Raw genomic sequence first — 22,752 nt, 5'->3', positions numbered from 1 at the left:
GGAGCTTTTATCTCTTTAATACGATAAAGAGTTTCTACACTCTAATCAAAACACATTTAATCATACTTAGCAATTTATTCCTTTATTGTTACACCGTAATGAGTAAACCATACATGAATTTGTGCGAGGTGGGCTAACAGTTGAGGACCACTCATCAGCTGTCCAAACCAAGGTACCTGAAATGCTTTACCTTCTGAAGAAACGATTTCTTTCAGTTTCTTTTTATCCATGAACTCAAGTAATGGGCTATTTGAATCTTCCAGAATTTCTTCTAGCCAACTTCTAACCATTTTCGTATAAACCGGATGATGGGTTTTAGGGTAGGGACTTTTCTTCCTGTAAAGCACTTCATCAGGTAGTATGCCTTCCAAAGCCTTCCTTAAGATCCCCTTTTCCCTGTTGCCGTGCATCTTCATTTCCCATGGGATATTCCAGACATACTCCACCAAACGGTGATCAGCAAAGGGAACACGAACTTCTAAGCTTGCACCCATGCTCATTCTATCCTTGCGGTCAAGTAGTGTTGTCATGAACCATATCATATTTAAATAGAACAACTCGCGTCTACGTGCTTCTATTAGACTCTCGCCTTCAAGTCTAGGCGTTTCCGCAACCGTTTCTTCAAATTTAGATGTAATATATTCATCTAGTTTCAGTCTCCTTCTCCATTCTGGTCGAAGCAGTTCCATTCTGGCTTGGGTGGAACGCATCCATGGGAAGTTACTTGATGCAAGATCTTCTGGTCTGTGGAACCATGGGTATCCCCCGAAGATTTCATCTGCACATTCCCCAGAGAGACTCACGACATAATTTTGTTTGATTTCCCTGCAGAACCATAGTAAGGAGGAATCTATATCCGCCATACCAGGTTGATCTCTTACAAGTACCGCCTCTTTTAAATACGCTGCGAGGTTGGTTTGTGAGATGATGGAACGGTGATGAACGGTACCAAAGGTTTCCGTCATTTTCCTAATCCACTTCTCATCGGAATTTGGTTGAAATTCATTTGCTTTAAAGTACTTGTCATTTTCCTCGTAATCAATGGAATAAGTATTTAATGGCGGCTTGCCTTCATTCTTAAAAGCATTTGCAGCAATTGCTGTTATGGCACTAGAATCCAAGCCTCCAGATAAAAATGTACATACCGGCACATCTGATACTAGTTGTCTTGTAACAGCATCTGTGAAAAGATAGCGTACTTTTTCCACGGTTTCCTCGAAACTATCCGTATGCGGCCTGCTTTCCACATTCCAGTATCGCTTGATTTTCAGACCTTCCCTTTTACTCATTATCATTAAATGTGCTGGGCGGAGCTCCTTGATTTGATGAAAAAGTCCATTGCCAGGGGAACGAGAAGGTCCAAGTCCAAAGATTTCTGCCAATCCATCATACCCAACTTCACTCGAGACTTCCGGATGGGCCAGAAGTGCTTTCAGTTCGGATCCAAAAAGCAACGTCCCCTCCCCTTGATGAAAAAATAATGGCTTCACCCCAAGTCTGTCTCGCGCAATAAACAATCTTTCTTCTTTTTCATCCCAAATTGCAAATGCAAAGATGCCATTTAAATGATGGACACATTCTTCTTTCCATTCCATATAGGCCGTCAGTAAAACTTCCGTATCAGAATGCCCTCTAAAACCATATCCTCTCTTCACCAATTCTTTTCTAATATCTTCTGTGTTATAAAGTTCACCGTTATAGCAAATAGTGTAATTATCCTCCGCTTTATTCCTTGTCATCGGCTGCTTACCGCCTTCAAGGTCAACAACAGCTAAGCGTTTATGTCCAAAACCCACATGACGGTCCATCCAAATATTTGTGTCATCTGGTCCACGTAAAGATAAAGTTTCCGCCATTTTTTTTACTATATCTTTCTGATCTTTGATATCTTTCTTCCAATCTATCCATCCAGTAATACCGCACATATTGTCCATCCACTCCTTTTGCTTTAAGCAAACTACGGGTGTTCTATACTATGCCGGGAGTGCTTATACCATGAATTCCAGAAACAGCTTCACTTTTTTTCCTTGTCTGTCTTCCTCTCAATATTCCTCTGAAAAGTGGGTAAAGTAATAATAATGCGTCTAGTTTAAAGGCACACCAACTAGGGAAGAATGGCAGACACAAAGGTTTGCCCCTACAAAACTTGTTGACTACTGGAGGAAACGACTGTGAATCTTCAAAAAAGAAAAAACATTATTTACGAACAGAAACGCTCCTATACATGCGGTACAATTGAACATATAAATGAACAATGGATTTTTTTTGAAGCCGAGGACGATGAAGCATTTCTTTTAGAAGAGATTTCAGAAGAAGGCATAGAGATACTCTTTTCAAACGAATGGGTACCAGGCGTGTTATTAGAAAACGGTCAAGTTGTATTACATACCAAACATTTGTATGAATTAAACAATGGAGATGCCGTGCGTGTCCGTAAAAGACTTCCTCAGCCCTATATGGAATGGCTTGAAGAACTGTCCGAGGATGCGTTTACAAAGTTCACCACCCTGTTGAACAACTCCAATATTTCCATCTATGACTGTATCTATTGCTATAACACCATGCAATTCATGGATAATATAAAGGAGCCATCAGGAGTAAATTTTCTCGTTTATGATAATGAAACATTTATTTGTTCCGTTCAACATCACTTTTCTAGAGGAAAATCAGTAACCGACCGATTTGAATACACCCTGCAAACCGGCAAAAGATACATGTTCACTAATATGGAACGTAGAAAAGCTGAATAGAACAAGGAGAATAAAGTGGCGAATGAGCTGTAGAGGAAAGCGATTCAGCTTTATTAAAAGCGATATGTGGCGGGGAATTTACTTTCTTGTTAACTATTAGGGCTTTGGTGAATGGGTGTTGAGCATAGAGATTGCTTCTCTATTACCGTTTTTGGTTTTTCGCTTCCGGTTTGGGCGGAGAAACGGTCTCTCTTCTACCGTTTCATGTTTTCCGCTGCCGGTTCGGGCGGAGAGACGGTCTCTCTTCTACCGTTTCATGTTTTCCGCTGCCGGTTCGGGCGGAGAGACGGTCTCTCTACTACCGGTTTGGGTTTTCCACTGTCGATTTGGGCGGAGAGACGGTCTCTCTTCTACCGTTTTGGGTTTTCCGCTGCCGGTTTGGGCGGAGAGACGGTCTCTCTTCTACCGTTTTGTTTTTTCGCTGCCGGTTCGGGCGGAGAGACGGTCTCTCTTCTACCGTTTAATGTTTTCCGCTGCCGGTTTGGGCGGAGAGACAGTCTCTCTTCTACCGTTTTGGGTTTTCCGCTGCCGGTTCGGGCGGAGAGACGGTCTCTCTTCTACCGTTTTGGGTTTTCCGCTGCCGGTTCGGGCGGAGAGACGGTCTCTCTTCTACCGGTTCGTGTTTTCCGCTGCCGGTTCGGGCGGAGAGACGGTCTCTCTTCTACCGTTTTTGGTTTTCCGCTGCCGGTTCGGGCAGAGAGACGGTCTCTCTTCTACCGTTTTGGGTTTTCCACTGCCGGTTCGGGCGGAGAGACCGCCTCTATTTTACCTCCCCCCTTGCCAGGCAAGCAAAGCGCCCTGAAAGGAAATCAACAGCACTATATACCTAAAAAAAGCTTAAATCCCCGATTTAATAAGGATTCAAGCTTTTTATTTTGTAAATTATACACCCATTGGTAGACTGAAGCCTAAGTGGAGAATGTATGCCAAAACGACCACGAAAAGAACCCAAACCACAACGGTCGATTTACCTTTTCTAGTGCGGACTGAGATCATTTCCATCAAACCGATAACGACAATACCAAGTACCATCTTCAATGCATATTGCCCGTTTGTGATCAATGTCCATCCAAGCTGCAAGCCTGTCACAACGATCAAGATGTAGAACACTCTAAGTACCATCGCGGTTATCTTAGCACCTTTTTCTTTCCCTGCTTTTGTTAAAAAAAGTACTACGACAAACAGAATAAGTGCGATTGCCCATGTTGAAATATGTGCATGTGTCATATCTACTAACCTCCTTTATTTCACTCAAAACTACTAGTATCATACCATAGAGACAGAAAAAAACTAAGTAAATTACCTTAATATAAGATTTTGAATATTAACAATGATATAATACCTATGTAAACCATTACATTCAATAATGGAGGTACTTCATTTATGACAACGAAAACACACGATATCATCAGTATCACAGAAAAATTTGGCGCCAATAATTATCACCCACTTCCAATTGTGATTTCTAAAGCACAAGGCGTATGGGTAGAAGACCCGGAAGGCAATAAATACATGGATATGTTAAGTGCCTATTCCGCAGTCAACCAAGGGCACCGTCACCCTAAAATCATTCAAGCGTTAAAAGATCAAGCAGATAAAATCACCTTAACATCCCGCGCTTTCCATAACGACCAACTCGGTCCTTGGTACGAAAAAATGGCTGAGGTAACGAAGAAAAATATGGTGTTACCTATGAATACAGGTGCAGAAGCTGTAGAAACTGCAGTAAAGGCTGTTCGTCGATGGGCTTATGATGTAAAAGGTGTACCTGCTAACCAAGCAGAAATCATTGTATGTGAAGATAATTTCCATGGACGTACTATGACAGCAGTATCCATGTCCTCTAGTGAAGAATATCAACAAGGTTTCGGTCCGATGCTCCCTGGTATCAAGGTGATTCCTTATGGCAGCATCGAAGCACTTAAAGGTGCCATCACACCGAATACTGCTGCATTTATCTTTGAACCAATCCAAGGTGAAGCCGGCATCAATATCCCAGCCGAAGGGTTCCTCTCAGAAGCTTATGAGGTTTGTAAGGCTAATAATGTTTTATATGTGGCAGATGAAATCCAAGCCGGACTTGGTCGCTCTGGGAAACTATTCGCTTGTGACTGGGAGAATGTAGAGCCTGATATGTACATATTAGGTAAAGCGCTTGGCGGAGGAGTATTCCCTATTTCCTGCGTGGCTGCAAACAAAGATATCCTTGGTGTGTTCAATCCAGGATCGCACGGCTCCACTTTTGGAGGAAATCCGTTAGCTTGTGCAGTTTCCATGGCAGCATTAGAAGTATTAGATGAAGAAAAATTGGTAGAACGTTCTTATGACTTAGGTAACTATATGATGGAAGAGTTACGCACCATAAAAAACCCTATAATCAAAGAAGTTCGCGGCCGTGGCCTCTTCATAGGAGTAGAGTTGACGGAAGCAGCTCGTCCTTACTGCGAAAAGCTGAAAGAAAAAGGTTTACTATGCAAGGAAACGCATGAGACGGTAATCCGTTTTGCACCCCCACTAGTTATTTCTAAAGAAGATTTAGATTGGGCTATAGAAAAAGTGAAGCAAGTACTATCATAATGAAAAAGCTTTCTGCTAGGATGCACTAAATCTAGCAGGAAGCTTTTTGCTTATATCATAGATATGTTACTTGACTGTATTTCTTAAAACACCAATTTTCTCAATGCAGACTTCTATCACATCTTCCCCTGTTAAAAAACGCGGTGGATCAAATCCTTTCCCGACACCAGCAGGAGTTCCGGTCGCAATAATATCTCCCGGTTCTAAAGTCATCCCTTTAGAAATAGTTGCTATTATTTCAGGTATGGAAAAAATCATTTGTTCTGTGGAAGCAAATTGACGGACTTCCCCGTTCACCATGGTTTTCATCTTCAAGCATTGGGGGTCATCTATCGCCGATTTATGCACAACGACTGGTCCCATGGGGCACGTTCCATCCAGACTTTTACCTAGAAAGAATTGACTATGACGCTTTTGCAAGTCTCTAGCCGTTACATCATTCACAATTGTGTAGCCGAAGATATAATCCATTGCATCTTCTATAGGTATACCTTTTCCTCCTTTTCCCATTACTATTGCCAATTCCCCCTCATAGTCCAATTGGCCGGTTACATCTTCGTGTAAAAGAATGATTTCTTCGTGGCCAATTACGGTAGTGGGAACTTTCGTAAAAATCATTATATGTTCGGGAATATCCTCTTCACTACCCATCTCCAGTACATGTTCACGGTAATTTTTCCCTACACAAAAAATGTTCTTTCGAGGCCTTGGGACCGGCGCAAGAAGCCTGACCTCTTTCATAGGGATAAAATAGTCCCTAGAATTTCGTTGTGTAAACACCCAGTCTCGAAGGCTCGCAACATTGGCGACAAATTCTTCCCCAGTCTCTATACCTTCCAACAGAGTTGAAGGCCAAACACTTTCCTCTCTTTTATCTGAATGCGCTTTTTGAAGATCTATAACATATAATTGTGCTTCGTCGGTTAGTCCAATTCTAACTTCTCCGTTAATTTCCATAGATAATAAATGCACTCGTTTACTCATCCTTCCTTCTACAAATACTGTGATTATGTTGTAATTTGTTATATTATGACTTGTTTTATCGAAGTGCTTTTTTTCTTGAGAAAGCCGTGCCATAATAAGGACAACCGCTTGCGTTACTTAATCTTATTATAATGGAGTAGAAGCAAATGTTAGCCTTAAAAATTGAATTAAAAAGACAGCAAATGATTCATTACGCAAAAGAATACGGATTTACTGCATCTCAAACGGTGAAATGCAGCCAAGAACTCGATGTTCTATTAAATAAGCAGTCGCAACAACAATTAAGGTTATTGAAAAACCAAAATAAATATTCCTTTGCACAATGAAAAAGATGTGAAGCATATGCTCACATCTTTTTAAATTTAGGCTTATTACCGTAAGTACCCGCTCTCCATAACCACTCCATCGGACCATAATGGAAGTTAGCCACCCAGACTCTGCTAATAATGATTTGGAAGATATAAATACCTAGAACAAGCCATAGGCCATAAAACGGAGTAACCGATCCATATAATCCTAGTCCATAACTATAGAAGATCAGCGAACAAACAACAGATTGGAATAAGTAGTTTGTTAAACTCATTTTTCCGACGTACTGAAACGGGGACAATAATTTCGAACCCAATCCTGTTCTAGTTGCCAAAACGACTGATAAAAAGTAGAAAATTGCACTTGCAGGCCCACCTAACCCGTCCTGTAAATATTCTGTTGTGTAATTTTGAGTTGTGTAATATGGTAGTAATTTAAATATTAATGCCAATACAAAAGTTGTAATCCAAAGCTTCTTCATCCATGAGAGGTTTTCCTCTAGGTTTTCAAGCCACTTGGATTTTGCTGCAGCCGCTCCAAACAGGAACATTGGCAAAACAGAAAGCACAATAAAGAAAAAGTTCGCGATATTAACGAAAGACCAATCCGAAATTCGCTGTTTCGTAATCTCCATAAATGTTCCATTCGCATAAACTTGTAAAGATTGAGCAGCATTTGCCTCAAATGGGGAATAGAGATCTGTATCCCCAACCGTTAAAGTAATTACAAGCATTAATAATGACAACAGTGTTGTAGGAATTACAATAAGAAGCAGACCCGTCCAAACCATCGCTTTAGAGGACATTTTCCTCATAAACAATAGGAGAAAACCACATAATGCGTAGGTAATGAGAATATCCCCATGCCAAATTAAAAAGGCATGAATGATTCCTATCACCAACAAAACAACTAATCTTCTTGAGAAATATTTAGGTACGGAAAGATTTTTCTCTGCTACTCTCGTTGTGAAAATAATAAAGCCATACCCAAAAAGAAATGAAAAGAGGGTATAAAAGCTTGCTTGAGCAATGATATCCACTCCATTCATTACTATAATGTCCCGTGCATCAGTCCAATATGTTTTGATGTTTACATAAAGCATTGGTGCAAAAAAAGATGGCATGTTCACTAAAAAAATACCTAATATTGCAATTCCCCTTATAATATCTAATGCTACTATTCTCTCTTTTTCTTGTATGGGTGCCGCTTGCATCCAGATTCCTCCCTTTTCGTTCTTTCATAAAGAATATTATAGCTCTTTTTCCTTTATATTCCTATCATCAAATCCTCTTTTCCTTTTTCGATGTCCACTCACCATACAGGGCTAATGTCATAGGATATAGCATAAGCGCACAGTAAAGGAGTTAACGTTATGCCAGCAATCGTCGGAGCTGTAAATGTTAACAGCATCGGTAACTCCGGGGTCTTTCATATCGGGGATGTTTTTCAAATGTCTCCAGTCAGTTCCGCCAAAACATTCGCAGGAGCCGGAAGTTTCAACACCGGAGACAATATATCTATAAGCAACACAAACAGTCAGACCAACACCTATGACCAAGATGTAAATGATCAGCCGGTGGCTTTGAATATGTAACGAACTAGTGGAGTGCTTGCGGAGCTTGGCAACCGAAAAGTACTCCGTTCTCATACAGGAGGGGATACGTATGGCATCCAATTTTTATATCAATCAAAGTATTGTCATCCATCATTTAAAAATAGGAGGGATATCAAACTCCTCCGTTTTTCAAATTGGTAGCGCAGGAGTTATTAAGTCTTTATCCAACTTGTACAATACAGGTAACTTCACCGGACCAGCACCAGTAAGCAGTGCTGAAATAGCGCAGCAGCAAAGCGACATACCTCCGAGTGCATTAGAACTTCCTGTACCTTTAACAGGGTCAAGATAAATAACATACTGGGCATTCACCCATTTTCAATGTTTGCATAAAGTATTAGAGATGCTTCTAATAGGACTTGAACAGCAACCAATGAAAGGGGTGGTCGGATGTATAATAATTATCAGTATTTTTATCAATCGCAGCAACAGATCCAGCAATTACAACAAGTAGTGGAAAACCAAACGAAGCAGATCTCCACCCTCGAGGAACTGCTGAAACTTATGCAACAGGAAATCACCCAATTAAAAGAAAAGCCAAGTATGAATATTGAACGGATTGAGTATAAATTTGATCAGCTTAAGGTGGAAACATTAGAAGGCACACTGAATATTGGGTTGACACCTGGGTCACCTGGGGAAATTGAAGATTTTGTCGTAACCCAAAACAATTTGGAAGTGCCTGTTCCACAGCGAAATCAGAATTTAGCCAAAGGGATTGAGGCAGACCTTCGGGATTATCTTCAGAAAAACGGAAAAACTAAAATTGACCAGATAGCTAAACAGCAAGGCAGAACGCTTGAAAAACACTATCATGATTTCATGATCCAAGATGTAAACAATCAACTAGCTTCACGCGTAAATCACACATTAAATGCGATAACCGCAGAATCTGTTCAAAAGGGTTACAATGATGAAAAAATTAAGGAAATAGCTATCCAACAGCTTCAAGCAGATATGGATAAAGCTTTTGCTGCCTTTATTCAAACTCTTCCTCAAAAAAAATAAATGCGTGGTGTTTATAAATGAATTTCCAAGTTTCCAATCATAATTTGCAAGTAGATAAAATCGATATACTTGGAGTGTCTTCCTCTTCTATTTTCCTAGTGGGGGATACACAGAATATTTGCCTGACATCTTATTTTGACACGCCCCCTGAAGCATTAATAATCGGACCGTTTGTACCACTTACAACGGAATAAGCCATGCGAATTTCTAGAGTCAACGATATAAACTTGCATTCTTTATCTTTCAGCTCCTATTTCCACATTGGGGATTCGTATTATATAAATGCCAAATCAAGAGCTCTTGCTGTGAAAAGAGAATTTCCTCGGTTTTATGGTAGTGAGGGAAACTTTTCTGAGTATCCGATATTTTCCATGAAATCCCCAACTCCTGTCATAACCGAGCGGGTGAACATGTCAGTGAATAATGTGAATCCAAATATTTGCGTCAATTCCATTAAGATAAAAGGGGTTTCATCCTCTTCTGTCTTACAAATTGGTTCATCCAACACGATTTGTGGGGAGTCAAGGGTAAAGCAAACTAGACAGCTTTTAGGACCAGAAGTACACAAAAACATGGGATTACCAGACACTTCTATCAAAAGTGAGGATGAATAAGTGTCTGTATCCTCACCTTTTGGGTCTCACATCATATAGTATAAGTATCATAAAAACATGGGTGGGTTCATTGTTTCAGGGAGAAAACTAGAAGAGTGCGCTCACCTATAAACAAAAAGGATGTTCTACATGCCAGCTATCGTAGGTCCGGTTGCCATTAACAGCGTAGGTGGAGGCGTCATCAACTTTGGAGATTCCTTCTACATCTCCCCTAAATCAGCCTCCAAGACTGCTGGGGGATCCGGTGGATTTAACACCGGTAACTTCATCATCACCAACAACGGTCTATCCGCCACCAACACCATCGACCCTGACTTCAATGACCAAGATATTGTGGCGAATAACTAAAGGGAACAAGAGAAAAAAAGAAGAAAAGGGGAAAAGGGGGTCAGACCCCTCTAGGACTTTCCCCTTCAACCCCGAAATACCACAAAATCCGTGCCAACGCAAGTGGCACGGATTTTGGTTTTTAACGTTTTTGTTTTCGTTCGTTTGATTTTTTGGTTAGTGGTATTTTGGATGATGGCTGTTTTTGGATCCATTTGATGAAGGATGCTATCTTTGGGTCATCTTTTAGAAGAAGAACCGTATTCATTCGGATAGCAAGTTCGTCGTTTGTATATAGGGCATGTATTTGTTTATGACATGGAATACATAGATTAGCCGTTGGCAGGAAGGTCCCTCCCATTTCCTTAGGGGTGAGATGATGGACCGTAATCTCCACCTCTTCTCTTTCACAAAGCTCACAAGTACCAATGTCCCATTTTTTCTTTTTGCCCATGACAGCTTGCACCTCCTTCAATCAAATTCAATATCCATACAGCCTTCCACCATACCTCCAATACCAATTCTAATATCATAAGTTTTCTAAAGTCACAACAGAACCGTTGCCAGAAGACTTTGCAGGGGTAACCACCAGTCGTCTAGGCAAACGTGCCCGTAGCTCTTGTACATGGGAGATAACCCCCACTGCAAGATGGTCGGACTGAAGTTTTTCCAATGCAGTGACTACCGCATCCAAAAGCTCTGAATCAAGTGTCCCAAAGCCCTCATCAAGGAAGAAGAACTGCAGTGGATATTCTCCTCTTAACTGAATTTGAGCGGAAAGGGACAATGCAAGTGCCAAGGATGTAAGGAATGTTTCACCACCAGAAAGAGTGGAGACAGGTCTCCTTACACCACCATTAGCATCGTCACGAATAATGAATCCTCCATTTGAATCCATTTCCAGGGCATATCGCTGGCGGGTAAGCTGTCCCAACCTCTCTGAAGCATCCCTGCTTATTTGCAGCAACTGCTCTTCCGCCAAGTATTCAACAAAACTGTTTCCTTTAAAGACAGTCTGAAGCTTTTGATATGCTTGAGTCTCTTCCGTTAGCTTTGTCTTCTTTTCCTCCAGAATCCTAAACCGTTCATTACGCTCTTTTAAAGAAAGGAGATTTTGTTGAAGCGCACTCTTTCTTTCTATCTCATCACGCAAATCTTTGCGAGCAAACTGTAGTTGATCTCGGAATTTCTCCCATTCCTCTTCTTCTAAAATTTCTGTACCAATCAATGCATTTAAACGAGAAAGGTCCTTTTCAACGGCCTTTCTTTCTTCCCAGTACTGTTCTATTTGTTCTTTCCATACAGCTTTTGATTCTATATGAACAATCGCCCGCTCTACATCATCCGTAGCTGTGAACACGGACTTGTCCAGTTCATGTTTCCATTTTTCTTGAATGAGAGCAAGACGGGACTCCGATTCCCGTACCATCTGTTCACTATGTGAAGCAGCTTTCTCCCTTTCTTGAGCATGCTTCTGGGATTCTATCCATTTTTGGTAGTTTTCCCTTTCCTTCATATTTAAGCATTCCATTTCATACTCAACACGCTTCAGCTCATCCTGAATATTATTCTCTCCAGCGATGGACTTTATTTCTTCTTGCGTATCTTTCATACGATTAAGAAGCTGTTCTAACTGTAGTTCCTCTTGGTAAATGTTTTTTTCAATCTCTCGCTTCTTTTCTTGTGTTACTTTTAATTCTTTCTCTTTTGTTTCAATAAAATCCACACTTGTATTTATTCTTTCCTGAAGGTCCATTCGGTGTTTTTCATTTTCTTTGGCAGCTTGGTAGGTGGTTTCGATTTCTTCAAAATTTTCTTCTTCGAAATCGCTCTCCCACTTGTTTTTCTTTTCTAACAACTCCTTTTGTGTATCTTCTAAACGCTTCCTCCATTCTTCACGCTGTTCCATATAGCTAGAAGCAAGCTTTACTGTTTCCTTAAAAGTCCCTGTCCACGTTTGAAGGTAATTGTCCACCTTCTCTTTCTTTTCTTGCAACTGAATAAGGTCTTGAATTAGCGCCTTTTGTTCTGTTGAAATTCTATGGTACTTTTCAGCAAGCAGACCTGCTGTGTCCTTTGACTCGTTCCATTCCTTGTCCCACAGGTCCCATTTTTCAAACGATTCCTTTGGAGACGGCAAGCCTTTTTCCCCTTCAAGGTCTCGATGAAGCTCCGAAGCTATTTGCTCTAATTTAAGCTTAATCTTCAGGTTTTCCTGTTTTTGAAACGAAATCGCAGAAGGAAGTTTTCCTATACCGTTTTCCTCTTTGCTGCTTGCAACTTCCCGATGAGCTTGATGAGAAGCTAGACCGGGATGATCTGTAGAACCACAAACGGGACATGCGTCTCCATCTTCAAGAGATTTGGCCAACTCCAATGCTAATTGATGGATTTTTGCATCATCCGCAAGCTTTTGTTCCGCTTCTAAAAACTGTTCAAGCTGTCGTTCAAGCCAATCAAGCTGTTGCGCCATTTTTGATGCTTGATCATAGTGCTTCTCTGTACTTTGGAAAATTTCTAAAAGAGTTTCTTTTCCCTTATTTAGATTCACTTCTGCTTTTTGGTTCTCAGCCTGGAAGGTAGAAATTTTGTTTTGTAACGAAGCTACTTCTGCTCCATTTTCCTTCATTTTTTTCTCAATGAGAAGTATCTCTTGTTTCTTGTCAAATGCTTTCTGAAGTATTTCTAGACGTGCAGGTGCAATCGAAAGGGAGGCAAGCTCATCTTTTATTGTCTTTTGCTTGTTTACTGCCTTGGTATACAATTCCTTTGCCTTTTCTTCCTGGGTTTCTAATTTAGCTAATGCTTCTTTATTAGCAACCAAAGAGTGTTTAAGTTCTTCCATTTTGGGCTTCTGGTCATTCAAACCTTCTTCCAGATTTCCTGCCCGTTCTAACTTTTCTTTCTTTGTAAGCAATATAGGTAATGTTGTTTCTTTCTTAACTCTTGCTGATTCATACGTATTCAAAGCTTGTTCTAGCGTTTCTTTTGAAGAAATATTGGCAGCTTGATCCTGTTGACTTTTTTGCTTCCATTGAAACAATGCTTTTTCCACTTCTCTTAGATCTTCCAACAAAGGTTTTAAGCTCTCCGCCTGTTCCGCCAATGTATAAGAAGTTTCCAGCTCCTTAATCGAAGCCTCTTGCAAAAGGAAAGATTGAAGTTTTTTTTCCACCTGTGCCTTTTCAAGCTGCCTTTCCCATTGCTTCTTTTTTTGCTCAAAAACATATTCCATCTCTTGAAGTGCTTTCTCTGAACTTTTAACGAGTGTCTCTACTTCCTTGAACGCTTTTTCTGCTTCTTTTACCGCCTCATCAGAAGCTTCACCCAACCCTAACTGCTCAGCATGTATTTCTCCTAACAGTCTTGTTTTTTCTTGCAGCTCTTCCTTTATTTTTCGGGAAAGCTGGTCGCCGTATTTTTCTAACTGGAACAGGCGTTGCAGCATTTGTCTTCTGTCTGCACCTTTAAGCGACAGAAATTCGGCAAATTTACCTTGTGGCAACACAACGGCTCTGGTGAAGTCATCAATGGTTAGTCCCAGTATCTCTTGAATGGCCTGATTCACTTCACTTGCTTTATCCGCAATAACGATATGTTCGCCTTCCTTTTCTTCCGTCAATCTTGATATCCCTGACTTAACACGGATGTCATCTGTCCTTTTAAAGGTCCGTTCCACTTTAAAACGCTGCTTCCCCTTTGCATTTTCTAGTTCAAATAAAAAGGAAACCTCTAACTTATTTTCAGCATGATTCATAATTCCCTGCGTATTATTGGAGGCACGTTCTACTTTTCCGTACAGAGCAAGCGTCATCCCGTCCAATATGGAAGATTTTCCACTTCCGGTTGGTCCAAAAATTCCAAATACGCCACCCTCACAAAGCGATTCAAAGTCAATTATTTGTTTTTCACGGAAGCTGTGGAGCCCTGCGATCGTCAATGTGATTGGTTTCATACTTGTTCCTCCTTCAACGTTTCATCTTGCAATAAGGAGAGAAATAACCGGACTAATTCTTCCTCAGGTTTGGCTCCTCCTGATTGTTTTTCATAAAACCTAACAAACAGCTCTTCCATGGGAACGCTGTCCATCTTCACCGCTTTCCTCTCTTCGACCATTTCTGGAAAAATGGGACGTATATGGAGGATGCCATCATGATGTTTTCTAATTCGGTGAATTTCTTCCATGGATAATGCATTGGTGACATGTATTTCAAGATCTACCCATGCATTACTATCCTTTTTATTTTCAAGCCACTCATACACTTGTTGAACTCCCTCTGTTGCCTTCCATTTCACAAGAGGCTTTCCACTAGAAAGATAGATTTCTTTTGTTTCCACAGCTTCACCAGGCTTAGCATCTATAATGGTTACACTTTTCGTGTAACCAGCCTCTGAAAAACTATAAGCAAGCGGGGAGCCAGAGTATCTGGCTGCCGTTTTGGCACGCTTAATGGTTTGAGGGCGATGCAAGTGGCCTAGAGCAACATATTGGGCTTGATGTGGCAAGCTTTCAGCTGCAACCGTAAATGCTCCCCCTACTTCAATAGGACGTTCTGAATCAGAGGAATTTCCGCCGGCAACAAAAAGATGGCTCATGGCAATATTGACAGAGGACTCGGTAAACTGTTCACACATCTTATCAAAAAACTGGCTAATTCTTGCATCATAATGGTCCCTGATAGCTTTTTCCTCAAACTCTTCGGAAAGCACTTCGTTTAACCTCGACTCTGATGGGTATGGCAAAGAAGCAAGTTTCAATGTTTCTTCCGTCGTGGGGACATAGATTGTCTGAACGTCCATTGTGGGGTAGCCTAGCAAGGAGATATTTTGCGTGCTTGCAAGAGGTCTGGATGCAGAAAGACGGTCTGGATTATCATGGTTCCCTGCAATGACAGCAACAGGCCTTTTTCCACTGTTGGATAACTGTTGAAGCGACTCATAGAAAAGTACTTCCGCCTGGGCGGGGGGATTGACAGTGTCATAGACATCTCCTGCCATCAGTATCACGTCTACTTTTTCTTCTTCTACAACTTCCAGAAGCTCTTCCAAAAACTGTGCTTGCTCTGGCAAACGACTTCTTCCTTCTAATGTTTTACCCAAGTGCCAGTCGGCAGTATGAAGTATGCGCATCTATATTCTTCCCTTCCATGAAAGTGGCTCAAGCAACAACATTTGCCACCTGAGCCACTCTTTATATTAATCCATTTTCATTAATCGATTTCCATCAAAGAAATATAAATATTTCTCCTTTAATTCCTTCTTCCAAATTTCTTCAACGGCTTTCCCGTACAAGGCTACTTGGTCTTTATAACGATTGCGCAGAACTGGTTCTGCTTCTTCAAATCCGTTATCATATCTACCTGTGATGGTATCCGTTTTATAGTCGATTAAGACAAGCCCTGCCTCATCTTCTAAAAGGCAATCAATGACACCCTGCACCAGGATGGTCTCTTCTTTTAGTTCTTTTTGTTCAAAAAACTCATTTTCTTGCAATGCATAACTGAATGGGACCTCCCGGTGAACTTGTTGCGCCTCTACCATCCGCTTCCCGACAGAAGTAGAAAAGAAAGAAACGATGGCGTCAAAATTAATGACGTTTGCCTGTTCGGCTGTAATCAGCTCTTTTTGAACCATTTCCATGACCTGAGCCTGTACATAATCTCGATCCATCGTCTCAGCCGCAAGGTCTATATTTTGCATCACTGCGTGCATCGCTGTCCCAATTTCTGAAGGAGACAGTTTTTTCTTTTGCAAGAATGCCGGGCGATCAAGGAAATACCTTCTTTCTGTTTGTACAAGCGTGTTGTCTGCGTATGGATCCTGCTGTTCTCTCATCCTTTTTATCTCTGAGACAGACTGCTTCGATCGATGCATACTTGCCTCTTTATATGGATAGGTCCAATTCAGCTGTTCCACCACTTTCGCTTTATAAGGACTTTCTATGTCAATCTGCTTCCCTTGTTTCACGGAATTTAGAAGAAGGTTTTCTTCTTCTTTTACAGCTTCTATCTCCTGTATCAACTGTTCTACGTTAGTAACGGATATCTTCCATGAAGTTGGATGATTGGCGATGTCCTCTTGGTTGACGAAGGTCGCACCATCTTCTCTTAATACTTGTGCATCTTTGTGTCGCACAAGGGCAGGGCCAACCCAGTCCATATACGATTTCGCACCTGCTCTTACATAGTCCGGTAACAGCCAATTTTCATGTGAGACGTGTTCCCCCCACTGCAATTGAGATTTTTCAAAGTCCTTTACCGTTCCGACCAGGTATAATTTTTCCTTTGCCCTCGTGAGAGCTACGTATAATACACGCATTTCCTCCGCTATCAGCTGTGCCTTGGCTTTTCGTTTCAAGGCCAACTGCAATATCGTTGGATAGGTGATTCGCAGTTTTGCATTTACATATTTAGAACCAAACCCAAGCTCCTTATCTAGCAAATAACTGTTGTTAAGATCCATCATATTGAACTGTCTGGACAGTCCTGCAACAAATACGATTGGAAACTCAAGTCCTTTGCTGGAGTGTATAGTCATCAGCCTGACAACATCCTCTTGCTCCCCGAGCGCTCTTGCAGCACCAAGGTCTTCTCCCCGTTCTTGCATCCTTTCAATAAAACGCAAGAAACGAAACAAGCCGCGGAAAGAGGTGGATTCATATTGTCTGGCACGGTCATATAGTGCTCGCAAGTTTGCCTGACGTTGCTTACCGCCTGGCATTCCCCCAACAAAATCAAAGAAGTGTGTGTCTTGATAAATCTGCCAAATCAACTCGGACAATGCTCCTTCACGCGCAGCTGTACGCCATGATTGAAGCATCTGATAGAATAAACGAATTCTTTTAGCTAATTCCTGTTCCTCCACAGTATCAGGGGCCTTGTCCATAAATGCCATTAACGCTTCGTAATAGGAGCCTCTTTTTTGCTGAATACGAATGGTGGCCAAGTCGTTGGAATCAAGCCCAACAATCGGTGATCTTAACACAGAAGCCAACGGAACATCTTGATATGGGTTATCAATGACCTTCAATAACGATAAAAGAATGGCAACTTCTGTTGCTTCGAAATATCCCGTGCTCAAGTTTGCATATAACGGCAGACCTTCCTGCTTAAACTCCTCCATAAATTGAGGGGCCCATGGCATTGAGCGCATCAGGATCACAAAATCCCGGTAAGTGACAGGGCGCATCGTTTTTCTGTCTTTATCATATATTTCATACCCGGACTGAATTAGATGCTTTATTTTCTGAGCAATCATCTTCGCTTCCACTTGAGCTGTTTCCAGTTCCACTTTATCAAATCCAGTGGAGTTTTCTTCAGACTCATACTCGGAAAGTTCATTCTCATCCCCAGAAACTGAACCCTTTCGATTTATTATCAATAATTCCGATTCTCTGTTTGATGCTTGTGGATAATAGGCTGCCCCAAACTTTAATTCCGCATCGTCGTCATAGTCGATTTCCCCAACAGTTTCTCCCATAATTTGTTTAAAGATAAAGTTGGTGGCATCAAGGACTTCCGGTCGGGAACGGAAATTTTTATTCAAATCAATGCGGAGACCAGACTCTCTTCCTTCCGTATCAAACCGTTTGTATTTGCTTAAAAATAAGAAAGGTTCGGCTAATCGGAATCTGTAAATGGATTGCTTTACGTCTCCTACCATGAACATATTTCCAGCCTCTTCACTTTCCTTCGTAACTAGTTTCAGGATAGCCTCCTGGACCATATTTGTATCCTGGTACTCATCCACCATCACTTCTTTAAAAGTGGACTGATAGCGGAGTGCGGCTTCCGATCTTTCTACTTTTTCTTCGTTATAAGTAGTGAGCACATCTAAACAAAGGTGCTCTAAGTCGGAAAAGTCCACCAATCCTTTATCTTGTTTTAAGAGGCTAAATTCCTTCCCATATTTCTTAACTAAATCAACAAGTGTACCCATTACAGGTGCTAACTCCTCGAGATCTTTCAGAAAAGAATCGGGACGTCGGGAAAACAATTCATCTTTGATTCCTTGTACCATTGCTTTTGCATCATTACGTACCTTGGTCCATCTTTCTATCAGCACTTTATCGTAGTCATCTCCGCGGCAGGTTTTAGCCCTGGAGAAATCAAGTTCCTGCATAACTGCATACAATTCTTCCCACGATGTATCGAGGGCAGCTTGAAGTCTGTGAAGTTGAGTCAGATCTTGCTCGATATTCTCAGCACGCGGAGCAGGCCCACCTGGCTCAAGCGTAATTTCCATCGCTTTTTCCAACAAGCTTTCCGCCCCTAGAAACTGCAGCTTCATTTCACGTTTTAATGTATGGATGAAAGGCAAGTCATCAATAGAATACTTGCTGGTAGACTGATAGAACGATACAATCTCGTCCAACCATTTGTCTGGGCTGGGATTCGCCCTGGAAAACTCATGAAGATCCAGAACAAGGTTTTGCAAAGCTCCATCAGAACGATCATTCGTGTAGCGGTCGACCAATTCAAAAAATAACTCGTTGTCCTCTTTTCCGTACTCTTCTTCAAAGACTCCTTCAAGAACCTCCTCCTGCATTAATTGGATCTCCGTTGTATCGGCAATACGGAAACTTGGGTCAATGTCGATCAAGTAATAGTATTTCCTTACTACCTCAAGGCAAAAGGAGTGAATCGTAGAAATAGATGCCCGGTTCAATAAACTTAGCTGGCGGCGCAAATGTAGCGATGCCGGCTTTTTCTCTAACTGTTTTTCCAGTGCTTCGCCAATTCTGTGGCGCATTTCAGCAGCTGACGCATTGGTAAACGTCACGACAAGCAGCCTGTCCACGTCTACATGTTCCTCCACAATCTTATGAATCATCCGTTCAACAAGAACAGCAGTTTTACCTGACCCTGCAGCTGCTGCTACGAGAATATCTCTCCCAGAAGCGACAATGGCTTTCCACTGATCATCTGTCCACTGGGCATCTATTGGTTTTGGAAGAAGTTCCAAGCTCATGATTCCTCTCCCCCTTCTATCTTCGTTTTCATCGAGGAAATGACCTCATTTTTAGGTATCGTTGACAGCACTCTATATTCATTTTCATCAAGCGATGTATCAAATTGACAAAACGATTTATAAGAACAAAACGTACATGGCGTTTGATTCTTTAATTTGTAAGGAGCTATGCTTGTCTCGCCTTCAGATATTTTCATGCCAATCTCTTCAAACGTTTTTCTAACATACGTTCTCAGCTGAGTGAATTCTTCCTCACTTGCAATAGAAGAATTAGCTTGAAATCCACCATTCTTTTTTAATGCAGCAGACACTATTTTGGAGTGCCCTGTCTCTAGCGTCTGATCCATCAGCTTCACAGATTCCTCATCACCTAAAAGCAAACCTTTCATTTTAAAGCTCTTAAAAATCTCTTCTTCTATGATGTCTTCCGGTTTCATACCGTTCGTTTTTATCATGGGATTATGAACATGGAAATACAGAACGCCTGCAGGAGTAGCTTCATTTCCTAGCCAGCCTTTGGAATGAGAGATGACGATATCCAAATAAGTCAGCATCTGTAATGCCAAACCATAATAAACCTCCGTCAGGTCAAGCGCTTTGTTGCTGGATTTATAATCAATGATACGAAGCAATAACCCGTTGCTTCCCTCTGCTTTATCAACGCGATCTATACGGCCTACAAGCTCCATTGTCACACCATTTGGCAAGTTAATTTGAATCGGCGGCAACTCTTCCTGTTTGCCAAAACCTAGCTCTAGGCCAACTGGGGTAAATTTGCTTGCTCTAGAGTGATCGCTTAGAATTTGTGATGCTCTGGTGATGATGGTTTCGAGCTTGCGTTTAATGTAGTGAAAACGATTAGAACTTAGTAGGATTTCTCCTTGCAGCTTTGGTGCGAGAATATGAACAGCTTCTTTTGCCAGCACCTCACACTCCTGTTTCGTGAGGTTTTTCCAATCGTTTCCGCTTTGTCTTAACTTATCTGAAATATGCTTAAGTGCTGCATGAAAGAGCTGCCCGATATCCGGAGCTTCCAATCGGTAGATTTTTCTTTCCTTCAGCTTTAAACCATGTGAAGCGAAATGGGAAAAAGCACACGCACTGAATTTCTCCATCCTCGACACACTGGCTTCCATGAAATTTCCGTATAACTCACGACTAACCTTTTGCTTTAATTTTTTGGCTTCATTTTTGTAAAATAAACTTCGTAAGACATGTTCCGTTTTATCCTGCCATTCTTCATTCTCTAATAGTGTATTGTAGACATCCCACCAGATTGGTTCGACGGGGTATTTCTTCATCCACGCTTGAAGCTGTGCTGCCAAGTTGGATAGCGTGGTCGATGGGGTGTGAATATACCTTAACTGTTCCTCGCTTGACAGCTCTGCAGGTTCATTGAGCAACAATTTCTCCTCTAGCAAAGGAAACATTTCCTTTATTCGCTTAATATAGGAGGAAGGCAACAGCGTTTTCCCCTCTTCGTCTGCCAGTGCATAGCTTATATACAAGTGATGGGAAGGGCTTAAGAATGACGTATAAACAAGGAAATGTTCATCAAGCAGCCGCTCTAAACTTGTCGGTGCGAGCTCCATTCCGTAGTTGGACAGTAGCTCTCTTTCTTCTTCTGATATAAAGCCCTCATCCTTGATCTTGGCAGGAATCACCCCATCATTTACACCTATAACAAAACTGTGCTTAATATCTGTCAGGCGCGAAAGATCAAAGTTCGCAACGATAACCTGGTCAATGGCTGGTGGCACTAGGCTAAAGCGCAGGCTTTCCAATCCACTTTCGACCATTTTCATAAACATGGATAACGAAATTGGATGGTCACCTATCAGTTCGACCATCTGATCAAGCATTTGAATAATCGCCTTCCACACTTGCTCGTTTTCTTTTGCAGCAGAAAGATTGCCTTCTTCCTCGGCCTTTTTCATTCTTGCTTCCAATTTTTGCGGAATCTTCAAATCTTCCATATATTCATAGAGCGCCTTGCAATAGCCATCAATGGACTTTGCTTTTTTCCAGCGCTTTTCAAGCAGATGAAGCGGCTCAACGATCATCGCTCTTAATTCATTGATTTCCTTTTCATAGGCAATCTCTTCATCTGTTTGTACGTATGGTCCTTCTGTATCCACACTAAAAAAGCGACGATATTTCCATTGTTCAGTCGCAGTCCATCTATTCCCTTGTATCCCATAGGACAGGCAATAGTTTTCCAGTTTATCCGTCTTTTCGCGCATCTCATTAATATCTTGATCCTGCGAGTAGAAGAAATCCGTCTTTACACAACGAAAAACAGATTCATAGCGCCAGTTTCTTGAAATTACCTCAAGACTAGAACGCAGTAATTCCACCAATGGATGATGGAGCATTGTCCGCTTTTGATCGACGAAAAACGGGATGTCATAATCTTTAAAAACGGTATTGACCAAATCAATGTAAGATTCGGCATTTCTGACAATAACCGCTATATCTTTATACCGGTTACCCTTATCTCTGACTAGCGAGACAATCTCCCTTGCGATGCCTTCCATTTCTGCTCTTCTATTGACTGCTTGTAAAATAGATACGTCGGCCTTATTGGGATAGACCACAGTTGGCCGAACATCAAAATACTGTTCCATATGACGCAAGGAATCAGCATGTTGAAAGCGGGATGTGTCTTGTAAAAGCACCGGCTCTTCTAGTTCACAACCTTCTTCCAATGCGATATCTTTAAGCTTTTGATAGGTCCTTCCGGTTTCCCTGAACAGATGAAGATCATACGGTGCTTCTTCGTCGTATGGCTTATCTGCTGTCAAAGCAATTGTGACAGAGTTTGCATGTTTCATTAATTCCTTTAAGACTGCCAATTCCTGAGGGGTGAAGCTATGAAAACCATCAATGAAAATATCTGCTTTTGGGATATAGCTCGAACTTGGTATTTTTTCCGCCAAGAGCTGTAAGTAATCTTCGCCATCTAGATATTTTCCATCCAACGTTTCTTCTAGCTGACGATAGACAACAAGTATGTCTGTCAGCTTTTTTGCTAGCATTTTTTCATGCTCAGAAATGGAGATATCTTCTCCAATACGTACAATTTCTTCATGTAAAAGTTCTGGTGTGACGCAATAACGTTTAAACTCTGTAATCATGCTTTCCATTTGTTCAATGAATCCGAACTGCTCTGCAGACTTCCCAAATACATGGAACTTACTTTTATGTTCTTCAATCACCTTCCGAAGCAACATATGGATACCTGTCTGATCAATATGAAAACGGCTGATACCGCCAACTTCCTGTAAAATTCTCCATGCAAGACGAGTAAAACTGAATACTTGTGCCCGAATCATTCCCTTAACATCAGGTGACTGCACGATTCGATATTCTGATTGAAACGTCATCTGTTCCGGCACAAGGTAGACAACAGGCGGACCTTGTGGATCTTCTTTAAGCATTTGAAGAATTTGTTCGTTGCACCAGGTTGTTTTCCCGCTGCCTGTTCTTCCTATTAAAAATCGTATAGACACAAGCTATCCCCCATTTTCCCAATTCAAAAAAATAATACGTACTTATGTTCTTCTTATTCTATTGTACTGAAAAACTACTATTATTG

The 22,752-nt window shown here is 41.3% G+C and carries 18 protein-coding genes; 9 read left to right on the top strand and 9 right to left on the bottom strand.

Annotation, left to right across the window (positions count from 1 at the left end):
* Positions 1 to 74: 74 nt before the first annotated feature.
* On the bottom strand, positions 75 to 1,925 hold the full coding sequence (asnB, locus tag HF078_RS11480; RefSeq protein ID WP_169291287.1) for an asparagine synthase (glutamine-hydrolyzing): 1,851 nt from the start codon (positions 1,923 to 1,925) through the stop codon (positions 75 to 77).
* Positions 1,926 to 2,171: 246 nt separating this feature from the next.
* Between asnB and HF078_RS11475 the strand changes: the two genes are divergently transcribed.
* Positions 2,172 to 2,750, top strand: a complete 579-nt coding sequence (locus HF078_RS11475; protein WP_169291286.1) for a DUF2777 family protein — start codon at positions 2,172 to 2,174, stop codon at positions 2,748 to 2,750.
* 882 nt (positions 2,751 to 3,632) lie between these two features.
* Here the strand turns inward: HF078_RS11475 and HF078_RS11470 are convergent.
* On the bottom strand, positions 3,633 to 3,977 hold the full coding sequence (locus HF078_RS11470; protein ID WP_169291285.1) for a DUF1516 family protein: 345 nt from the start codon (positions 3,975 to 3,977) through the stop codon (positions 3,633 to 3,635).
* Between the two features lie 156 nt (positions 3,978 to 4,133).
* Here HF078_RS11470 and HF078_RS11465 point away from each other — a divergent pair, with 156 nt between their 5' ends.
* On the top strand, positions 4,134 to 5,327 hold the full coding sequence (locus HF078_RS11465) for an ornithine--oxo-acid transaminase (RefSeq protein ID WP_169291284.1): 1,194 nt from the start codon (positions 4,134 to 4,136) through the stop codon (positions 5,325 to 5,327).
* Between the two features lie 66 nt (positions 5,328 to 5,393).
* On the opposite strand, the gene HF078_RS11460 is transcribed toward HF078_RS11465, so the two are convergent.
* A complete protein-coding gene (locus HF078_RS11460) occupies positions 5,394 to 6,299 on the bottom strand; it encodes a fumarylacetoacetate hydrolase family protein (protein WP_346775336.1) in 906 nt (301 codons plus the stop codon).
* 158 nt (positions 6,300 to 6,457) lie between these two features.
* Between HF078_RS11460 and HF078_RS11455 the strand changes: the two genes are divergently transcribed.
* A complete protein-coding gene (locus tag HF078_RS11455) occupies positions 6,458 to 6,637 on the top strand; it encodes an aspartyl-phosphate phosphatase Spo0E family protein (protein ID WP_169291283.1) in 180 nt (59 codons plus the stop codon).
* A 20-nt stretch (positions 6,638 to 6,657) separates the two neighbouring features.
* On the opposite strand, the gene HF078_RS11450 is transcribed toward HF078_RS11455, so the two are convergent.
* A complete protein-coding gene (locus HF078_RS11450; RefSeq protein WP_169291282.1) occupies positions 6,658 to 7,833 on the bottom strand; it encodes a DUF418 domain-containing protein in 1,176 nt (391 codons plus the stop codon).
* A gap of 159 nt (positions 7,834 to 7,992) precedes the next feature.
* Here HF078_RS11450 and HF078_RS11445 point away from each other — a divergent pair, with 159 nt between their 5' ends.
* The 6 genes from HF078_RS11445 (at position 7,993) to HF078_RS11420 (ending at position 10,205) form a co-directional block, all read left to right on the top strand.
* Entirely contained in the window at positions 7,993 to 8,214 is a 222-nt protein-coding gene (locus HF078_RS11445) for a spore germination protein (RefSeq protein WP_060665233.1), read from the top strand.
* Between the two features lie 70 nt (positions 8,215 to 8,284).
* Positions 8,285 to 8,527: a spore germination protein GerPB gene (locus HF078_RS11440; RefSeq protein WP_169291281.1), complete on the top strand. Its 243-nt coding sequence runs from the start codon at positions 8,285 to 8,287 to the stop codon at positions 8,525 to 8,527.
* A 98-nt stretch (positions 8,528 to 8,625) separates the two neighbouring features.
* Positions 8,626 to 9,243, top strand: coding sequence for a spore germination protein GerPC (gene gerPC, locus HF078_RS11435; RefSeq protein WP_060665235.1), 618 nt, complete (start codon positions 8,626 to 8,628; stop codon positions 9,241 to 9,243).
* A gap of 17 nt (positions 9,244 to 9,260) precedes the next feature.
* Positions 9,261 to 9,437 carry a hypothetical protein gene (locus HF078_RS11430; protein ID WP_060665236.1) on the top strand — a complete coding sequence of 59 codons (177 nt, stop codon included), beginning with the start codon at positions 9,261 to 9,263 and terminating at the stop codon, positions 9,435 to 9,437.
* Between the two features lie 3 nt (positions 9,438 to 9,440).
* Entirely contained in the window at positions 9,441 to 9,857 is a 417-nt protein-coding gene (locus HF078_RS11425; RefSeq protein ID WP_082380842.1) for a spore germination protein GerPE, read from the top strand.
* 129 nt (positions 9,858 to 9,986) lie between these two features.
* Positions 9,987 to 10,205, top strand: a complete 219-nt coding sequence (locus HF078_RS11420) for a spore germination protein (RefSeq protein ID WP_060665238.1) — start codon at positions 9,987 to 9,989, stop codon at positions 10,203 to 10,205.
* Between the two features lie 121 nt (positions 10,206 to 10,326).
* Here the strand turns inward: HF078_RS11420 and HF078_RS11415 are convergent, their stop codons facing one another.
* The 5 genes from HF078_RS11415 to addB all read right to left on the bottom strand — a co-directional run bounded on the left by HF078_RS11415 (position 10,327) and on the right by addB (position 22,666).
* On the bottom strand, positions 10,327 to 10,638 hold the full coding sequence (locus HF078_RS11415; RefSeq protein WP_169291280.1) for an HNH endonuclease: 312 nt from the start codon (positions 10,636 to 10,638) through the stop codon (positions 10,327 to 10,329).
* A 75-nt stretch (positions 10,639 to 10,713) separates the two neighbouring features.
* Complete coding sequence (locus HF078_RS11410) at positions 10,714 to 14,139, bottom strand: SbcC/MukB-like Walker B domain-containing protein (RefSeq protein WP_169291279.1); 3,426 nt, start codon at positions 14,137 to 14,139, stop codon at positions 10,714 to 10,716.
* Positions 14,136 to 15,314, bottom strand: a complete 1,179-nt coding sequence (locus HF078_RS11405; protein WP_169291278.1) for an exonuclease SbcCD subunit D C-terminal domain-containing protein — start codon at positions 15,312 to 15,314, stop codon at positions 14,136 to 14,138. The genes HF078_RS11410 and HF078_RS11405 overlap by 4 nt, the downstream gene beginning before the upstream one ends.
* Positions 15,315 to 15,380: 66 nt before the next feature.
* A complete protein-coding gene (addA, locus tag HF078_RS11400) occupies positions 15,381 to 19,154 on the bottom strand; it encodes a helicase-exonuclease AddAB subunit AddA (protein WP_169291277.1) in 3,774 nt (1,257 codons plus the stop codon).
* A complete protein-coding gene (gene addB, locus HF078_RS11395) occupies positions 19,151 to 22,666 on the bottom strand; it encodes a helicase-exonuclease AddAB subunit AddB (RefSeq protein ID WP_169291276.1) in 3,516 nt (1,171 codons plus the stop codon). Before addB ends, addA begins: the two co-directional genes overlap by 4 nt.
* Between the last annotated feature and the right edge of the window lie 86 nt (positions 22,667 to 22,752).

The sequence above is a fragment of the Bacillus sp. RO2 genome (assembly GCF_012911845.1).
In the GTDB taxonomy this organism is placed as follows: Bacteria; Bacillota; Bacilli; order Bacillales; family Bacillaceae_I; genus Sutcliffiella_A.
Note: the sequence above shows the minus strand (reverse complement) of the source record. Positions and strands in the feature narration are given on the sequence as shown.